We start from the raw sequence: 16,939 nt of genomic DNA on the forward strand, positions 1-16,939 counted from the left end.
ATCTAACATTCCATTCATCTCAAGGTTTCTTAAACAATGATTTTTTTAGTAACTTTAATACTTATTTAAAATAGCATAATTAAATGCATTAGTTTGTAGAAAATTGTCATATTTGAACAATTCACAAAATTGGCATAAACTCTATGGGACAGGCAAAGGTATTTGGACTAAGAAGAAGGATTCCGATTAAAAAAAAATCCTCTTCTTGTCGATATGCCTGAAGCAACCTATCACTATCATGTAAAAGTTCTAATATTTAAAAATTCACATGAACGCTATAAATGTATTACAGGAGAACTAAAGAGATTAGGGTATACTATCGTTTTACAAAAAGAAACAAGTTAGGTTTGACCATAGTGATGGCAAAGGTTCTGGATTTAGTATCGTTTTTTTCTTAGTCAAGATTGGGATAACTCAGGACTTACTCCTTTAGCGATCTATTCAGAAATCTATAGGCTCAACTCAAAGAATTTATTTCTTAATATTTTCTTTACTGTCATAGCACTAGTAATTATATTTTTGTTTATAAGCATGGGTGTTCTGCCAATGCTATTAATTCCTATGCTTATTTTTCTGAAGGACCGAAAAGATAGTGCAATGAACCTTCTGAAAGCAGAGCTACTAAAAGAGCGTATTAATGAAAAATATCGCCCCGAATTAACGAGACTTTATTTTATCTATGGAGTATATGATTTATAGGATTGTCCTGATAAATGTTGTAACATGTATATATCTCCAATAGTTTAATCCAAACTAAACATATTTACCGTGGTGAACACTTTCAATATTCCTGTTTGTATATGTATTTGGGTTCTTTCTTCTTGCATAAAAAGTATAAAACACTTACCTTTTCTTTGATGCTATTCATCTAACACCCTTACCACCTCACAAGGAATCCATCCCCATTCCAAATCATCCGTTCTACAATACAACCAGTTATTTAACTCCTTTTGAGAAAATAATCTATCTTGTTTTTTAACTGTTAATTCATGGGCAGAATAATCTTCTTTCACAATAGAAATGTTTCCTTCAAGAGGTGATGTCAATATTTGTTTGGGAACCCACCCTTCTTTTTCGGTTATTAAGGATTTACAATAAATCCAGTTTGGATATTCAGTATCTTCCTTCCCATAATAAACTTTATCACCTTTTTTAAGTGTAATAGGATCAGGATAACATGAAGTATACGGCTTTATAACGATATATCGCTTCAATTAAGTATTCCCCTTTCTGCTTTTAAACATTAGCCCTTATACCAAACGCATTGCAGCAATTCAACCATACTGGTGATCTGGACCAAGTATTCAATTCTTATACCGAAAATCTGTCCTATTAGCGATAAGCCACCTTCTGGCCGACTTAAAATCAAACTAAACCCGCTTAATCCCTAGTAAGGAATGAGCGGGTTTTTCTTAGCTGAAATCAAGTAAAAAGTATTTCTTTTTACCTCTTCTAATGATGGTAAATTGATCATCGATGCGATCGTCATCTGTTAGCTGATACTGCAGCTCCTGCTGACGTTCTCCATTAATATAGATGGCACCGTTTTGAATATCTTCACGTGCTTGTCGTTTAGAAGAAGAAATGTTTGCATCAACCAACAAGTCCACTAAAGGGATGTCTTTCTTTGCTAATTTTACTGTCGGTACATCTTTAAAGCCCTGTTTAATTTCCGTGCCATTTAATTGTTTAATATCACCACTAAATAATGCAGCTGATATCCTTTTGGCTTGTTCAAGTGCTTGTTCACCGTGTACCAATTGGGTCATTTCTTCAGCTAACCGAGTGTGGGGGCCACGTTTTTGTGGTGCTGATGCCAATTGATCTTCTAAATCCTTAATTTCGTCCATTGATAAGAACGTAAAGTATTTAAGAAATTTGATCACATCACGATCGTCAGTGTTAATCCAAAACTGATAAAATTCATAAGGTGTGGTTTTTTCTGGATCAAGCCAAACAGCTCCACCAGCAGTTTTACCGAATTTAGTTCCATCCGCTTTGGTGATTAATGGAACAGTCAAGCCGAAAACTTTAACCTCTTCCTCACCAGCTCTAGTTCGACGAATAAGCTCCATTCCTGCTGTAATATTCCCCCATTGATCACTTCCACCAATTTGTAACGTACAGTTTTCCTTTTCAAAAAGATTTAAAAAGTCATATGATTGTAAAATCATATAAGTAAACTCAGTAAAGCTAATCCCGTTCTCTAAACGAGATTGAACAGAATCTTTTGCTAACATGTAGTTAACACCAAAATGCTTACCTGTGTCTCGTAAAAACTCAATTAACGACAAATCCCCTAACCACTCAGCGTTATTTCGAGCAACAGCACCATTTTCTTTCACTTCAAAGTCTAATATTTTTGCTAATTGCTTCTTTATTTGTGCACTGAAGTGCGCTACCGTTTCTGGATCGTTTAATTGACGCTCACTAGAGCGACCGCTTGGATCACCAATCATCCCTGTTCCCCCACCAATTAGAGCGATGGGGCGATGTCCTGCCCGTTGAAATCTTTTTAGCATCAAAGCTGGAACTAAATGTCCGATATGCAAACTATCTGCTGTTGGATCAAAACCACAGTAAAGAGTAACAGTGTTTTTAGCTAAATGTGCCTTTAACCCTTCTAAATCCGTTGTCTGCTGTACTAATCCTCGTGATTCTAGATCTTGAATAATATCCATCCTATCCTTCTCCTTTTAAAGAAATAACAATCATTGAAGTGCCAACTCAACACGTCCAGACTCGAACCTATGCAACCTATATCGAAGATCTCATCATAGCCAGTACCAGCTTGAATCTTCCCAAGTAAGCGGCAAACAAGGAACTCACTCTCCCTCCCTTTTGATTCGTAGGTGGTGATAAGTGTTCTCTTGCCTCTTCTTTTCTTGTACAAAAAAAGAGTAGTCGTCATCCCATAAAGGGACGAGGACTACTCGCGGTACCACCCTTGTTGCAAAAATTGCCACTCAAAGATAACGATACTTACTGTACCGTCTTCGTTTACAAGTTGCTGTATCGAAGAAAGCTCAAGAACGTAATTCGCTTTAGCACTATGCACTGACTTGCACCTACCGTCAGCTCTCTAAAACAGGGAATGCCAAGGCTACTTCAATCCATCATTGCCTGATTATTTACCGTTGTGTTACATTAATAACACAATTTGATCACAAAAGCAAGCTCATGCTGAAAATTTATCAATAAGAACTTTTTCTCTCAGATAACTATGCTATAATATAAGTTGGAATTTTAGGAGGTTATCACATGAACTTTAAAGATAGACTAAATAATAGTTGGCGTCATTTTAAGCGTTTTGTTGATAAAGGAATCATTCAAAAAGTCTCAAGAATTAGCTATGATGTAGTTTGGAATATTATCTTATTCTTTATTGTAGTTGGTATTATTGGATTTTTCTTTATCGGAGGACTTGGTGCAGGTTACTTTGCTGCATTAATCCAAGACGAGCCATTACGCACTAAAGAATCAATGGTTAGTGCTATCCATAATTATGCTGAAACATCTGAAATTTACTTTGCCAATGATGTTTTTATGGGTGAAGTTAGCTCAGATTTGCACCGTGAGGAAACAACCTTGGATCATGTATCAGAGAAGATCATTCAAGGTATTATTGCCACTGAGGATGAATATTTTGAAACACATGATGGTATCGTTCCAAAAGCGATCCTGCGTGCTATGTTTCAAGAACTAACAAGTGCGGATATGCAAACAGGTGGGAGTACCCTGACGCAACAGATTATTAAAAATCAGATTTTGACCAATGAGGTCTCGTTTGATCGTAAAGCAAAAGAAATTATTCTTGCTCTCAGATTAGAGCATTTTATGGATAAAGATGAAATTTTAGAGGCCTATCTCAATATCTCCCCTTTTGGTAGAAATTCAAATGGCCGTAATATTGCCGGTATTCAAACAGCAGCGCAAGGTATTTTTAATCTAGATGCAGACGAAGTCAACCTTGCTCAAGCGGCATTCTTAGCTGGGTTACCACAAAGCCCAATTGCCTATAGTCCATTTACGAATACAGGTGCACTTAAGGACGAGGAAGGTTTGCAGCCTGGATTGAATCGGATGCAAATCGTACTATCGAGAATGCTCCAATCTGATTATATTACTGAGGAAGAATATGAGGAAGCGTTGGCTTTTGATATTGTGGACAGCTTTGCTGGACGTAGCCAGTCCTCTTATGAACAATACCCAGCTCTGACCGAGGAAATTCGGAGACGGACGGAAGAGATTTTCATCGAGAAGCTTGCTTTGGAGGACGGGTATACATTAGAAGAATTAGCAGAAAGCGATGAACTTAGAGAGCAATATACAATTACTGCTCAACGTGAAATAGCTCAAGGTGGTTATAAAATCCATACGACGATTAACAAAGATATTTTTGATGCTTTTCAAGATGTAGCAGCAAATTTTAATAACTATGGGCGTGATAAAACGGCCCGTAATCACAAGGGCCAAGTTATTATGACAACTGATCCTGATACGGATGAAGAAGTTCCACTTGTCGCACCTGAACAGGTAGGCAGTGTCTTAATTGATAATAAAAGTGGAGCAATTATTGCCTTTGTAGCTGGGCGTGACTTTGAACGGGATAATCAAAATTATGCGACAAGAGTTCGACGTTCAGTTGGTAGTACCGCAAAACCTTTGCTTGTTTATGCACCCGCTATGGAATTAGGGATTATACAGCCAGGATCCGTAATCGCCGATGTAAACCTCGACTTTGGCAGAGGAAAAGGGTGGCCTAATAACTTTACAGCCGGACGTTACTATGGGTTGGTAACCGTAAGAACTGCCGTGGCCAATTCTTATAACGTTTCAGCCGTGTCTGTCTTTAAAGATATACTCGATAGAGTGGATCCATTTCCCGAATTTGGAGAAAAAATGGGGCTGTATAATCACCAAGACTATTCCGAGCTTTCCTATGGAATTGGTACTTATGAATCAACAGTAGAAGAAAATACAAACGCATTTGCAACGTTTGCTAATGGCGGAAAGTTTGTTGAAGGGTATATGATCGACAGAATTGAATCAGCTCAAGGCGAATTGGTTTATGAGCATGAAAGTGAAGAAGTCGATGTATTTTCAGCTCAAACTAGCTATCTTATGATTGATATGATGCGCGATGTTTTAACAAGAGGAACCGCTGGAACTGCAAGAGGTAATTTGCACAATCCTGGTGTCGATTGGTCCGGTAAAACAGGGACATCTAATAACAATGCCGATAACTGGTTTGTTGCAACAAATCCTAATGTTACCCTTGGTACATGGTTTGGTTATAATTATAATCAGCCACTTGACGATGGCTATAGTAATAGGACACAAATGTTTTGGGCCGCTTTAGTTAATGCTGCAACAGAAATAGATCCTGACTTAATGGCACCGTCATCGAGGTTTTCACAGCCAAGCAATATTGTCTCACGTTCATTTAGCCTTGTGTCTGGAAAATCGCCTTCAAGTTTGGCACAATCACTTGGTTTAGTAGGAAGTGACATATTTAATGCTGCTTATGTTCCAAGCGGAGAGGATAATAGCTTAATTAACGGTACTTATGTCATGATAAACGGTGAAGCAGTGATCGCTGGAAGCAAGACACCTGAAGAATTTACAATGGATGATGGGCTCATGTTTAACCCTGAATGGCTCAAAGAGATGGGCTATGATAAGCTTGATGACATTAGTCAACTCATACCAAGCAACAATGCTGCATGGGACTCTATTCAAATTCCCGACTTGATTGAGATATCGGATGATGGGAAAAATCCAAATTCTCCTCGTTCACTCTCGAAATCAGGAAATCAACTGAGTTGGGCACCATCTACAAGTGGTAACGTTGTTGGCTATCGTATTTATCGAGCCGCCAATCCTGATGCTGATTTCAAACTGTTTGATTCGACGATTGAGACTGAAATTAGAATAAAAGGCTCAGGGGTTTATCGAGTAGTGGCAGTGGATTACTTTGGTCGTGAGTCGGAACCAAGTCAACCTTTGGAAGACGGCGATTTTAAAGATAATGATAAAAAAGACGATGATCAACCGGCTTCTAAGCCTAAAAAAGATTCGAATGGTAATAAAAATAAGCCAAATAATCAAGACCAGAAAGATGACGATACTGATCAAACTGACTCGGATTCAGATGACGACAATAACGATCAAGATGTTGACGATAATCCAGATGAAGATGATAATGAATAATGATTAGCGAAGGGGAAACCTTCGCTAATTTTTTTATGGTCTTTGCCCCCTGGCTATGTCAGGGTTTTCAAAGACCATAAAGTGAAACTTCGTTCAGTGGGGGTTTCGATGCACAGGATATGCTCGTGCAGACGTTACGACACGACGGCGCGAACTTAGTCAGCTTCCGCTCAACGAAGTTGAACCAATCGGCCGTTATGGTTGTTGGATCTCCCACTTAGACATGGTGTGTTTCCTTATTTCTTGTAGTGAGAGTCTAATAGCCAGTTACACTACAAATAAAAATAGTAGCACAGACTAAATCTTTGATCTGTGCTACTTTATATAGGGACTACTATACTTAATTAAATGATTGAGATAACTCTAAGATAACAATTTCAACACGACGATTACGTTGCCAGTTTTCTGGTGAATCATTTGGTACAATTGGGCGAGTATCCCCATAACCGACGGCCATAAATCTATCGCTATCAAAGTCATTTGTTGCTAAAATATGACGAATGACACTACTAGCACGTGCTCCCGATAACTCCCAGTTTGATGGGAATTGAGCGGTAGAAATAGGACGATCATCTGTATGCCCTTCTACACGCACACTATTCGGAATATTACTTAACAATAAGGAGACTTTGTCTAAAAACGGTTCGCCAGCAGCTTTTATTTTAGCCTCAGCTGTATCAAATAGAATACGCTCCTGTAAAATAAGAACGATACCTTGGTCGGTACGATTGGCTGAAATAACCTCTTCTAGCTGATTCTCTTCAAGGAACTCCTCTACTTCAGCGAGTAGCTCCTCTAATGATTCCTGATTAGCATCTTCTGAATCCTGCATAAAGTTCTCTTTTACAGGTCCCTCATTCTCGTTGAAGCGATCAACGTTGCCACTTGTTTGTTCACTATCAAAAGTAGTCATAAAACCATCAAAGATCATCCGATTCCTAAATGACTCGGCAACCACTTCAAAACGGGCGACATCGATCTGTGACATGGAAAAAAGCAGAATAAAGAACACCAAAATCAAGGTAATCATATCTGAGTATGTCGTCATCCATTGTGGACTTCCTTTAGGTGGCTTTTTATTAGGACGCTTCATTGGCCACGCCCTCCATCGCACCATTTCCTTCTACGGCCCGACGATTACGCATATCATCAGATAAAAATGCACTTAATTTTTCTTTTAATATTCGTGGATTTTGTCCCGATTGAACACCAATTACACCTTCAATAACAATCTGTTTCATAAAGACTTCTTCATCCGTTTTACTCTCTAATTTACTAGCCATAGGCAAAAAGACAAGGTTAGCCATTACAGAGCCGTATAAAGTAGTTAGTAAAGCTAATGCCATTTGCGGTCCTAGAGTTGAAGGATCATTTAAATCATTAAGCATTAAAACTAGCCCAATAAGAGTCCCAATCATCCCCCAAGCCGGTGCATACTCTCCAGCTTTTTCAATGATCTGACGCCCTTTAGAGTGGCGATCCTCCATAGCGGTAATCTCTGCCGTCATAATATCTTGAATGACTTCCGGCTCGATCCCATCAATCGCGAGTAGCACACCTTTCTTAATAAAGCTGTCCTCAACATTTTCAATTTCATTCTCTAAAGCCAATAATCCTTCTCTACGTGCACGCTCAGATAGTCGCTCAAATAACTCAATCAAATCCTCTAGATTATACTGGTTTTGGTTAAATGATTCTTTGAGTACACGGCCTGTCAATTTAACTTGATTAACATTAAAGTTAATCAAAATCGCAGCCATGACACCACCTAGTACAATAACAACAGAGGAAATGTCGACAAAAGCGATAAAGCCCGTAAAGCTACCACTGTTCATTATGATACCAAAGGATATCATAATGAATCCTAGAGTTATACCGATAGGTGTTAAAATATCTGTTTTCTTCATATGCTCTCTCCCTAACTAACGTACAATCTTGGATGACTTACGAATCATGCCAAGGATTTGCATTTATTGATATTTTTTATATCGGCAGTAATTTTATTTTGTTGAGCTTCTTTCTATAATTTGGTGAGGTAAAATGACATTTGTATCAGCCACTTCTTCCTTATTCATGAATTTGGTTAATAGGCGCATGGCTACCGCACCAATATCATACATAGGTTGTACGATGGTAGATAAGGTCGGGCGTACCATTGTTGCTAATCTTGTATTATCAAAACCAAATACTTCAATATCATCTGGAACATTTAATCCTTTATCTTGGATAGCATGAATTACACCTAAGGCCATTTCGTCAGAAGCTACAAAAATAGCTGTAGGTCGTTGATCCAATTTTAATAACTGATCAGCAGCTTCGATACCAGATCCGTACGTGAAGTCTCCACGAATAATATAATCTTCATTCAAGGTTCTTCCAGTTTCCTCTAAAGCTCTTAAATATCCATGGTATTTCAATTCATTAGCCGCTGTTTCCTCAACTCCTGTCACAAAAGCTGGGTGTGCATGACCATTCTCAATTAATAGCTTGGTTGCCTCATAGCCAGCGACCTCATAATCAATATTTACCGACGGGATTGCCTGAGTTGGATCGACTGTTGCAGCTAATGCAACAGGAACTGGCGAAGTCTTAAATTGTTGAATATGTTCCTCAGTTATACGTCCTCCCATAAAAACAATACCGTCAACTTGTTTTTCAAGCATTGTATTGATTAGTTTAACTTCCTTATCAATATTTTGATCAGAGTTACTTAAGATAATATTATATTTATACATATTAGCTATATCATCAATACCTCTAGCTAATTCAGAAAAGAATATACTCGAAATATCTGGAATGATCACGCCTACTGTTGTCGTTTTTTTACTAGCTAGTCCTCGTGCAACAGCATTTGGACGATAACCTAATCGCTCAATTGTTTGCATAACCTTTTTTCGTGTAGCTGGCTTTACATTGGGGTTCCCATTCACCACCCTTGATACAGTTGCCATCGATACATTGGCTTCACGTGCAACATCATATATTGTTACATTCATAAATTCTACCTCCAATAGTCAATATAATAGTTAGTCTGCTGTTATGTACAGTATAGCATAGAGTAGGTCTTTCCATACTATTCCAAAGCACAAACCTTTAAAATATATATATTAGTATATCAAATTAATTTAAACAAGTCTGTTTCTTGAACCAGTTTTCGATCAAGAATCTTTTAAGAGTATCTGCTCAAACCAAATATAGTAGCAAATCGATCAAAGTGGCAATGTTTTAAGCAAGGTGCCTATGCCCTTAGATACATGACTCGTGCAAAAACCAGCCAACAATGAGGTGTGCTGCTTATCATGCAGCGCTGCTAATGTTTTGAACAACCTTTTATAAGGACAAATAGCCCTATTTACTCCAAACACTCGGAACTAAAACGGGCTATTTGTCAAAATGGAGTAAAACATACTCCTCATGATAAAATCTATCCAATAAGTTATTTATTAACAATCTCAGTCATAAACTGATCAAATTGTTTGAAATCCATTTGTTGCTGTGCATCAGACAAAGCCACAGCTGGGTCTGGGTGTACTTCAGCCATGATTCCATCTGCACCAATAGCTAAGGCAGCTTTAGCAGCTGGTATTAACAAATCTCGGCGTCCTGTCGAATGGGTTACATCCACAATAACTGGTAAATGCGTTTCTTGTTTTAGGATTGGCACGGCTGTAATGTCTAGTGTATTACGTGTCGACGTCTCATAAGTACGAATACCACGTTCACATAAAATAATTTGGCCATTGCCTCTTGAGTTAATATACTCGGCCGCATTAATAAAATCAGATACAGTCGCAGACATACCACGTTTCAAGACAATTGGCTTATTTATTTCTCCAGCTGCTTTAAGCAATTCAAAATTCTGCATATTGCGTGCACCAATTTGAATGACATCGAGATACTCAGCTGCCTTCTCCATATCTGCCGGACTAACAATTTCACTTACGACAGCTAGCCCATACTCATCTGCTACTCGCTTTAAAATTTCAAGCCCTTCAAACCCTAACCCTTGAAAATCATAGGGAGAGGTTCTCGGTTTAAACGCACCACCTCGAATGACTTTTAACCCTTTTGCTTTAATCTGTTCAGCTACTTGAGCGACTTGTTGGTAGCTTTCAACAGCACATGGACCAAAAATATAGTGGGGATCACCATCACCAAAGGCTGCGCCATTGATATCAATAATTGTATCCTCCGCTTTTCGCTCTCTTGATACTAGCAATGCTTTGCTATGATCTTTTTCTTGAAGCTCAAGACCAGCCTTGAAAATTTCTTTAAATAAATGAATCATTGTCGCATCTTGAAATGGCCCATTATTATGCTTTTTAATTAGCTCTAACATATCACGCTCGCGTACGGGATCATACTTTTTGTCAGCTCCGTGGTTCTCCTTAACTTGTGCTGTCTGTTTTACAAGTTCACCACGCTTATTAATCAAGTCTAGTATCTCTAAATTGACTTGATCAAGCTGTGCTCTTAATTGGTCTAACTGTTGGTTACTCATCATCATTCCCCCTAATTCATTAACTTCTTACCAACATTGTACGCAATTATAAATTATGAAGTTAACCGCGCAACCTTCCACTTATAATTGTTCTTTCTTTATTGTAGATAAAGTGAAACTTCGTTCAGTGAGGGTTTCGACGCATAGGATGTGCTCGTGCTGACGTTGCGACACGATGGCGCGAACTTAGTCAGCTTCCTCTCTCCCCCACTGAACGTTAGTTGAATCAATCGGTCCATTACGGCTGTTGAATCTCCCACTTAGACATGATGTGTTCCCTTCTTTCTTGAAGTAGGGATCTTACCAAAAGCCCTTCGATGGGGCGAGTAATCGCAGCCCCAATCAGTTAGCGGAACTCCTACACTATAATTAATAGAAAAAAATAGCTAACTTTATAGTATAATACAAGATATAATTAATAATTAGGGATTATTATAGCTAATTATTCTCCACTTGTCACTATAATGTTTAAATATTTAGTATATTCTTAAATAACCAAAAGTTTCCCAAGCTCCACCGTGTGTGGTTAAATACCTCCTTTAATCATAACACCGTTATATAGTGAAACTTCGTTCAGTAGGGGTTTCGACGCATAGGATGTACTCGTGCAGACGTTGCGACACGACGTCGACAACTTAGTCAGCTTCCTCTCCCCTACTGAACGTTAGTTGAACCAATCGGCCGTTACTAGCTGTTGGATCTCCCCTTAGACTTGACATGTTCTCTTATTTCTTGAAGGGGGAGTCTTACAAAAGCCTTTCGATGGGGCGAGTAATCGCAGCCCCAGGCAGTTACACTGTGCTAAAGAGGTATTACTATCTAACAAATTAACTTTTTTTATATGTGTAAAATTTGTTAAACTAGAAGCAGATAAAGTGAAACTTCGTTCAGTGGGGGTTTCGCCCCCACTAAACGTTAGTTGAACCAATCAGGCCGTTATGGCTGTTGGATCTCCTACTAAGACAAGACGTGTTCTCTTATTTTTTGAAGGGGAAGGCTTACAAAAGCCCTTCGATGGGGCGAGTAATCGCAGCCCCAGACAGTTACACTGCAAATAAAGAAAGGAAACCGAGTTATGAATGATATGATTTTTGCCCTTGATATTGGAACTCGATCTGTGATTGGTTTATTGCTTGAAGAAACAGATCAGGGTTACCAACTCATCGACTATGAAATAGTAGAGCATCAGGAGCGATCAATGCTTGATGGTCAAATACATGATGTCGTTCTTGTTGCACGCGTTATTGAAGAGGTAAAGCTAGCCCTTGAAAACCGGCATGATATCACACTAACTAGAGCTTGTGTGGCTGCAGCAGGGCGAGCTCTAAAGACAAAACGGACATCCATCACAAAAGATATCAGTCAGCATCCATTAATCGCAAAAGAAGACATCCTATTTCTTGAGCTCAGCGCTGTCCAGCAAGCACAATATGATCTTGCCCACGAAGAAGATCAATCGAATCTTCAAACCCAGTATTATTGTGTGGGCTATTCCGTATTGCAATATCGACTTGACCAAGACTTAATTGGTTCGCTTATCGATCAGCAAGGTAAAACAGCCGAGGTCGAAATAATCGCAACATTCCTTCCAAAGGTTGTGGTTGAATCCTTATTGTCAGCCTTGCAGCGCGCTAATCTAGAAATGGAAGCACTCACGTTGGAACCGATCGCGGCTATTAATGTACTGATTCCCGAATCCATGCGCCGATTAAACGTTGCACTAGTTGATATTGGTGCAGGGACAAGTGATATTGCTCTAACTGATGAAGGAACTATTACGGCTTACGGCATGGTAGCAAAAGCCGGAGACGAAATAACAGAAGCAATAAGTGATCACTATTTACTTGACTTTAATGAGGCTGAACGTGTTAAGCGGGATATTACCCTCGCTAATGAAACAACACTTACTGATATTCTAGGCTTTCAACAAACGGTCACTTTAGAGGAGCTTGCCAAATCCATTGCACCTGCTATCGAAAATTTAGCAGATTGTATTGCTAAAGAGATCCTGTTATTAAATAATCGTGCACCAAAAGCCGTGATGTTAGTTGGTGGTGGTAGTCTTACCCCCCAATTAACAGAGGTATTAGCTAACAAGCTTTCCTTACCAAAAAACCGTGTCGCAACGCGAGGATCGGATGCCATTCCTAATCTAAAGACTGCTGTTGAGATACCACCGGGGCCGATTTTTATTACACCGATTGGTATTGCTATTGCGGCTAAGCAAAGTCCAGTTCATTATATAAGCGTGACGGTCAATGAACGGGCAGTAAGATTGTTTGATATGAAGCAGTTAACGGTTGGAGACTGTCTACTAGCTGCCGGTATCCAAATTGAAAAGATGTATGGCCGACCAGGGATCGCTTATATGATCACCTTTAACAATCAATCTATTACTTTACCAGGCTCACATGGCCAGCCACCACAGGTCCGCTTAAATGGATCTCCTATTACAATTGATCACCCTATTAAACACGGTGATGAGCTGATTGTAAAACAAGGAGAGAACGGAAGTGAGCCAGTGGTCACTCTGTCTGATGTTATTGGTGATGTTGATCCCTACTCCGTTCAATTTAATGGCAAAACCTATTTAATTGAGCCCATTATTGAAGTTAATGGACAGTCTGCTACTAAGGATTATCAGCTAATGGATCACGACAACGTGACGTTACGTGAATCGATAAGTCTAAATGATTGGTTAAAGCAAATCAACCATGATCTTAAATTAGATGATTTAGAACCTTATCATGTTTATCTTAATCATGAGAAAAAAATCTTACCAGACTATTCTAATAGGCTGACCATTAATGGAGAAAAGGCTGACCTAAATAAACGGTTAAAGCCCAATGATCAAATTGAGTATCACGCTGGAACAAAACCAACAGTCGAACAGCTTTTGGAAACACTTGAAATAGATTACGTTAAAACGTTACACGTAACCTTCAATGGTAGTCCCGTTACACTATCAAAAAATACTTTAGACGTTTACCAACATAACCAGAGGCTAGACCCTTCAATGACACTCGCTACAGGTAGTGAAATTGAATTTAAACCATTAGATGAACAAGCATTTATTTTTCAAGATTTATTTCGATTTGTTTCGATTGATGTCACACAAATTAAAGGAAATGTAGCTATATTAAAAAATGGTCAGCCTGCTACATTTTTAGATCCTTTAGCAGAGAATGATCAAATCGAAATTAAGTATTAAGACGGTTTTTGGAAGCTAAAAATGTGGGTTTTACTTTGAAGGTGTTGTCTCGCTAATTGCCTTGATTCGCTAGCTCGTCATTCTAATAAAGTGAAACTTCGTATAGTGCAGGTTTCGACGCATAGGATGTGCTCGTGCAGACGTGGCGACACACGTCACAAACTTAGTCAGCTTCCTCTCTCCCCCACTGAACGTTAGTTGAACCAATCGGGTACTGCGATAAATATTTAAAAAGCCAAATGGTAAAGCTACACCATTTGGCTTCATTCATTATATTATTTCTCTTTTACATCTTCAGCTGCTTCTTTAACCGCCTCTGCTACATCATTGGCTGCCTCACTTGCTGCAGTGACTTTATCTTCCGCTCTATCTTTAAAAGCCTCTGCACGATTTATTACCTCATCTTTTGTTTCATCATAAGTTTGATTAATTTTTTCTTGTAACGATCTTTTCGTTTCATTAAATTTATCTTGCAATTCTTGTGTTTTCTCTGTTACATTTTTTTGAAGTTGAGCAGTTTGCTCTTTAGCATAATCTCTGAACTCACCTGTCTTTTCGTAAGCGAGATCCTTCCATTCCTCTGCCTTATATTTAAATTCCCGAGCTCCTTTGTTGATATCATCTCTTAATTCTTTACCAGACTTAGGGGCAAATAATAGAGCAAGAGAAGCGCCTACCAAACTACCGACTAATGATCCAATTAAGAAATCCTTAGCATTAATATTCCCGTTTGACTGATTATCTTGATTTGACATTAATAATTCCTCCCTAGTTGAATTCTATAATGAATGCTCATTACGACCTTTTCTTTTCTTAAACAGTTCCATAATAATCGTTCCCCATTTAATAGCCTGCGCAGTCTCTTCTTTATTATCTTCCGCAAGCCGAGAAATAGAATCGGTAACCTGCTGAATGGAGTGATTAAAACCATTAAATGTAATGCTCAGATCGGTGATGCTGTCTACAACAACATTAAGCCGCTTAGACTTATCATTAATATCTTCTGCTAATTTATTGGTATGACTTAATAACTTTGTTGCCTCTGTTGTAAGGCCTCCAAATTGTTGCTTCATACCCTCAAGTGTATTTGCAATATCCGCTACCGGCTTTAATATTTTTATAACATAAACCACCAATGCGGCGAAAGCAAGTGCAAAAATAAAGGCTGCAATATAAAGCAGGTTAATCATATCATTGATCCACTCCTTTTCTATGTAGTCCACTAACAAAAAAATAGTTTAGTGGTATTTACCCAGTTTTAAATCCCATTAAACATACGCTATTAATAAATTGACCAAAAGAAGAAAAAATATGCAAAATAACCGCATCAATCTACATTTTAACATTGAGCGGCTATTTCCTTCAAATGTATTATGTTGCAATGCTCTCATAAGCATGTTGATATTTTTGAATATCGCCTGCCCCCATGAAGACAAGTACACCTTGTTCATTTTCCTTTAACGATTCAATCGACTCGATCGATAATAATCGGCTACCAGGAATTAGGGCCTGTAAATCTTTAATTGATAATTTTCCTGCAAGCTCTCGAGCTGAACCAAAGATATCACATAAAAAGACTTGGTCAGCCAATTTTAAACTGTCAGCAAATTCATTTAAAAACATCTTGGTTCGAGTATAGGTATGAGGCTGAAAAATAGCTGTAATTTTTCGGTTCGGATATTTCTTTCTGATCGAATCAATCGTTGCCTCAATTTCCTTTGGATGGTGAGCATAATCATCGATAATTACTTGCTGCTCTATTTTCTTTTCCGAAAACCTTCTCTTCACACCAGCAAAGCTAGCTAATTCTTTAATTACTTCAACATCGATATTCTCATAATGACAAAAAGCAATGACTGCCAAAGCATTAAGCACACTATGTCGACCATACGTAGGGATTTTAAACGTATCATAGTACGTATTACGTACATAGACTTCAAATTCAGTACCTGACTCAATTTCTTTTACATTTCTAGCTTGAAAATCATTACTTGCATCAAAGCCATAGTATAGAATAGGCACTTTAGCTTGAAGACGTTGAAGATACTCATCATCTCCACAAGCAATAATTCCTTTGTTAACTTGTTCAGCCATGGCTTGAAATGCAGAGAAGACATCTTCAACACTAGTAAAGTAGTCTGGGTGATCAAAATCAATATTAGTCATAATTGCATAATCGGGATTATACGCGAGAAAGTGCCGACGGTATTCACATGCCTCAAACACAAAATAATCACTATTTTCGTGTCCAACTCCTGTTCCATCACCAATCAAATAAGAGATAGGTGCTGAGTGGTTAAGAACATGCGCAAGTAAACCGGTTGTTGAGGTTTTACCATGTGAACCAGTTATCGCAATGCTCTTATATTGTTGAAGCCAAAACCCTAGAAATTCATGATAACGATAAACCGTTAAACCTAATTCACGCGCTGCTACTATTTCCTCGTGATCATCTTTGAATGCATTTCCAGCAATGACCGTTAACCCTGGCTGTATATTAGTTTTTGCAAAAGGATAAATAGGAATATTCTTTTCTCGTAAACCTGCTTCAGTAAAAAACGTTTTTTCCACATCTGAACCTTGAACCTGTTCACCTGAATCATAAAGAATTTGCGCAAGTGCGCTCATTCCTGTTCCTTTAATACCAACAAAATGGTAAGTCGTCATATTTTGTACCTCCAAAAGAGTTCACTACTCTTTCATTATATCAATTGCACAATAAAACATTATAGCATAAAATTAAAAAATATACAGAAAATCAATTGAGCCTTGGCGTATTTTGCGCCCAGATTTTATCGAGCTTCGCTTGCTAAAGTTCTGCTGAAAATCTGTGGGATCCGCCTGAGGCTTTCTTTATTCAACTGGAGGTTGAACCCCACTTAGTGGAATATAAAGTGAAACTTCATTCAGTGGAGGGGTCGACGCATAAGATGTGCTCGTGCAGACGTTGCGACACGACACCGCGAACTTAGTCAGCTCCCTCCCCCCCTGTGAACGTGAGCTAAACCAATCAG

The 16,939-nt window shown here is 38.5% G+C and carries 12 protein-coding genes and 1 other annotated feature; of the genes, 3 read left to right on the forward strand and 9 right to left on the reverse strand.

What is annotated here, in order from left to right:
• Positions 1 to 546: 546 nt before the first annotated feature.
• On the forward strand, positions 547 to 699 hold the full coding sequence (locus ASE01S_RS15815; protein ID WP_157065189.1) for a hypothetical protein: 153 nt from the start codon (positions 547 to 549) through the stop codon (positions 697 to 699).
• Between the two features lie 161 nt (positions 700 to 860).
• Here the strand turns inward: ASE01S_RS15815 and ASE01S_RS09575 are convergent, their stop codons facing one another.
• Together ASE01S_RS09575 and tyrS are read right to left on the reverse strand one after the other, a co-directional pair.
• Complete coding sequence (locus ASE01S_RS09575) at positions 861 to 1,214, reverse strand: SH3 domain-containing protein (protein WP_067841490.1); 354 nt, start codon at positions 1,212 to 1,214, stop codon at positions 861 to 863.
• A 198-nt stretch (positions 1,215 to 1,412) separates the two neighbouring features.
• Complete coding sequence (gene tyrS / locus ASE01S_RS09580) at positions 1,413 to 2,681, reverse strand: tyrosine--tRNA ligase (protein WP_067841492.1); 1,269 nt, start codon at positions 2,679 to 2,681, stop codon at positions 1,413 to 1,415.
• A 234-nt stretch (positions 2,682 to 2,915) separates the two neighbouring features.
• Positions 2,916 to 3,129: a binding site (T-box leader), on the reverse strand.
• Between the two features lie 132 nt (positions 3,130 to 3,261).
• Between tyrS and ASE01S_RS09585 the strand changes: the two genes are divergently transcribed.
• Positions 3,262 to 6,213: a transglycosylase domain-containing protein gene (locus tag ASE01S_RS09585; protein ID WP_067841494.1), complete on the forward strand. Its 2,952-nt coding sequence runs from the start codon at positions 3,262 to 3,264 to the stop codon at positions 6,211 to 6,213.
• A gap of 340 nt (positions 6,214 to 6,553) precedes the next feature.
• Here ASE01S_RS09585 and motS read toward each other — a convergent pair whose 3' ends face one another.
• From motS to ASE01S_RS09605, 4 genes are all read right to left on the reverse strand, one after another.
• The gene (gene motS, locus ASE01S_RS09590) at positions 6,554 to 7,306 is read right to left on the reverse strand and encodes a flagellar motor protein MotS (RefSeq protein ID WP_067841497.1); all 753 of its coding nucleotides are present in this window, start codon (positions 7,304 to 7,306) and stop codon (positions 6,554 to 6,556) included.
• The gene (gene motP / locus ASE01S_RS09595) at positions 7,293 to 8,120 is read right to left on the reverse strand and encodes a flagellar motor protein MotP (RefSeq protein ID WP_067841499.1); all 828 of its coding nucleotides are present in this window, start codon (positions 8,118 to 8,120) and stop codon (positions 7,293 to 7,295) included. The genes motS and motP overlap by 14 nt, the downstream gene beginning before the upstream one ends.
• Positions 8,121 to 8,213: 93 nt before the next feature.
• Positions 8,214 to 9,209 carry a catabolite control protein A gene (gene ccpA / locus ASE01S_RS09600; RefSeq protein WP_067841501.1) on the reverse strand — a complete coding sequence of 332 codons (996 nt, stop codon included), beginning with the start codon at positions 9,207 to 9,209 and terminating at the stop codon, positions 8,214 to 8,216.
• A 440-nt stretch (positions 9,210 to 9,649) separates the two neighbouring features.
• Positions 9,650 to 10,714 (reverse strand): bifunctional 3-deoxy-7-phosphoheptulonate synthase/chorismate mutase, encoded by a 1,065-nt coding sequence (locus ASE01S_RS09605; RefSeq protein WP_067841503.1) that lies wholly within the window; start codon positions 10,712 to 10,714, stop codon positions 9,650 to 9,652.
• A gap of 1,075 nt (positions 10,715 to 11,789) precedes the next feature.
• On the opposite strand from ASE01S_RS09605, the gene pilM reads away from it, so the two are divergent.
• Positions 11,790 to 13,925, forward strand: a complete 2,136-nt coding sequence (gene pilM, locus ASE01S_RS09610; protein ID WP_067841505.1) for a cell division protein FtsA — start codon at positions 11,790 to 11,792, stop codon at positions 13,923 to 13,925.
• A 275-nt stretch (positions 13,926 to 14,200) separates the two neighbouring features.
• Here the strand turns inward: pilM and ASE01S_RS09615 are convergent, their stop codons facing one another.
• From ASE01S_RS09615 to murC, 3 genes are all read right to left on the reverse strand, one after another.
• A complete protein-coding gene (locus ASE01S_RS09615; protein ID WP_067841507.1) occupies positions 14,201 to 14,680 on the reverse strand; it encodes a YtxH domain-containing protein in 480 nt (159 codons plus the stop codon).
• A 24-nt stretch (positions 14,681 to 14,704) separates the two neighbouring features.
• Positions 14,705 to 15,115 carry a DUF948 domain-containing protein gene (locus tag ASE01S_RS09620; protein ID WP_067841509.1) on the reverse strand — a complete coding sequence of 137 codons (411 nt, stop codon included), beginning with the start codon at positions 15,113 to 15,115 and terminating at the stop codon, positions 14,705 to 14,707.
• Positions 15,116 to 15,296: 181 nt separating this feature from the next.
• The gene (gene murC / locus ASE01S_RS09625) at positions 15,297 to 16,592 is read right to left on the reverse strand and encodes a UDP-N-acetylmuramate--L-alanine ligase (RefSeq protein WP_067841511.1); all 1,296 of its coding nucleotides are present in this window, start codon (positions 16,590 to 16,592) and stop codon (positions 15,297 to 15,299) included.
• Positions 16,593 to 16,939 lie beyond the last annotated feature (347 nt).

Origin of the sequence: Amphibacillus sediminis NBRC 103570 (assembly GCF_001552275.1) — a bacterium.
Classification (GTDB): Bacteria; Bacillota; Bacilli; order Bacillales; family Amphibacillaceae; genus Amphibacillus_B; species Amphibacillus_B sediminis.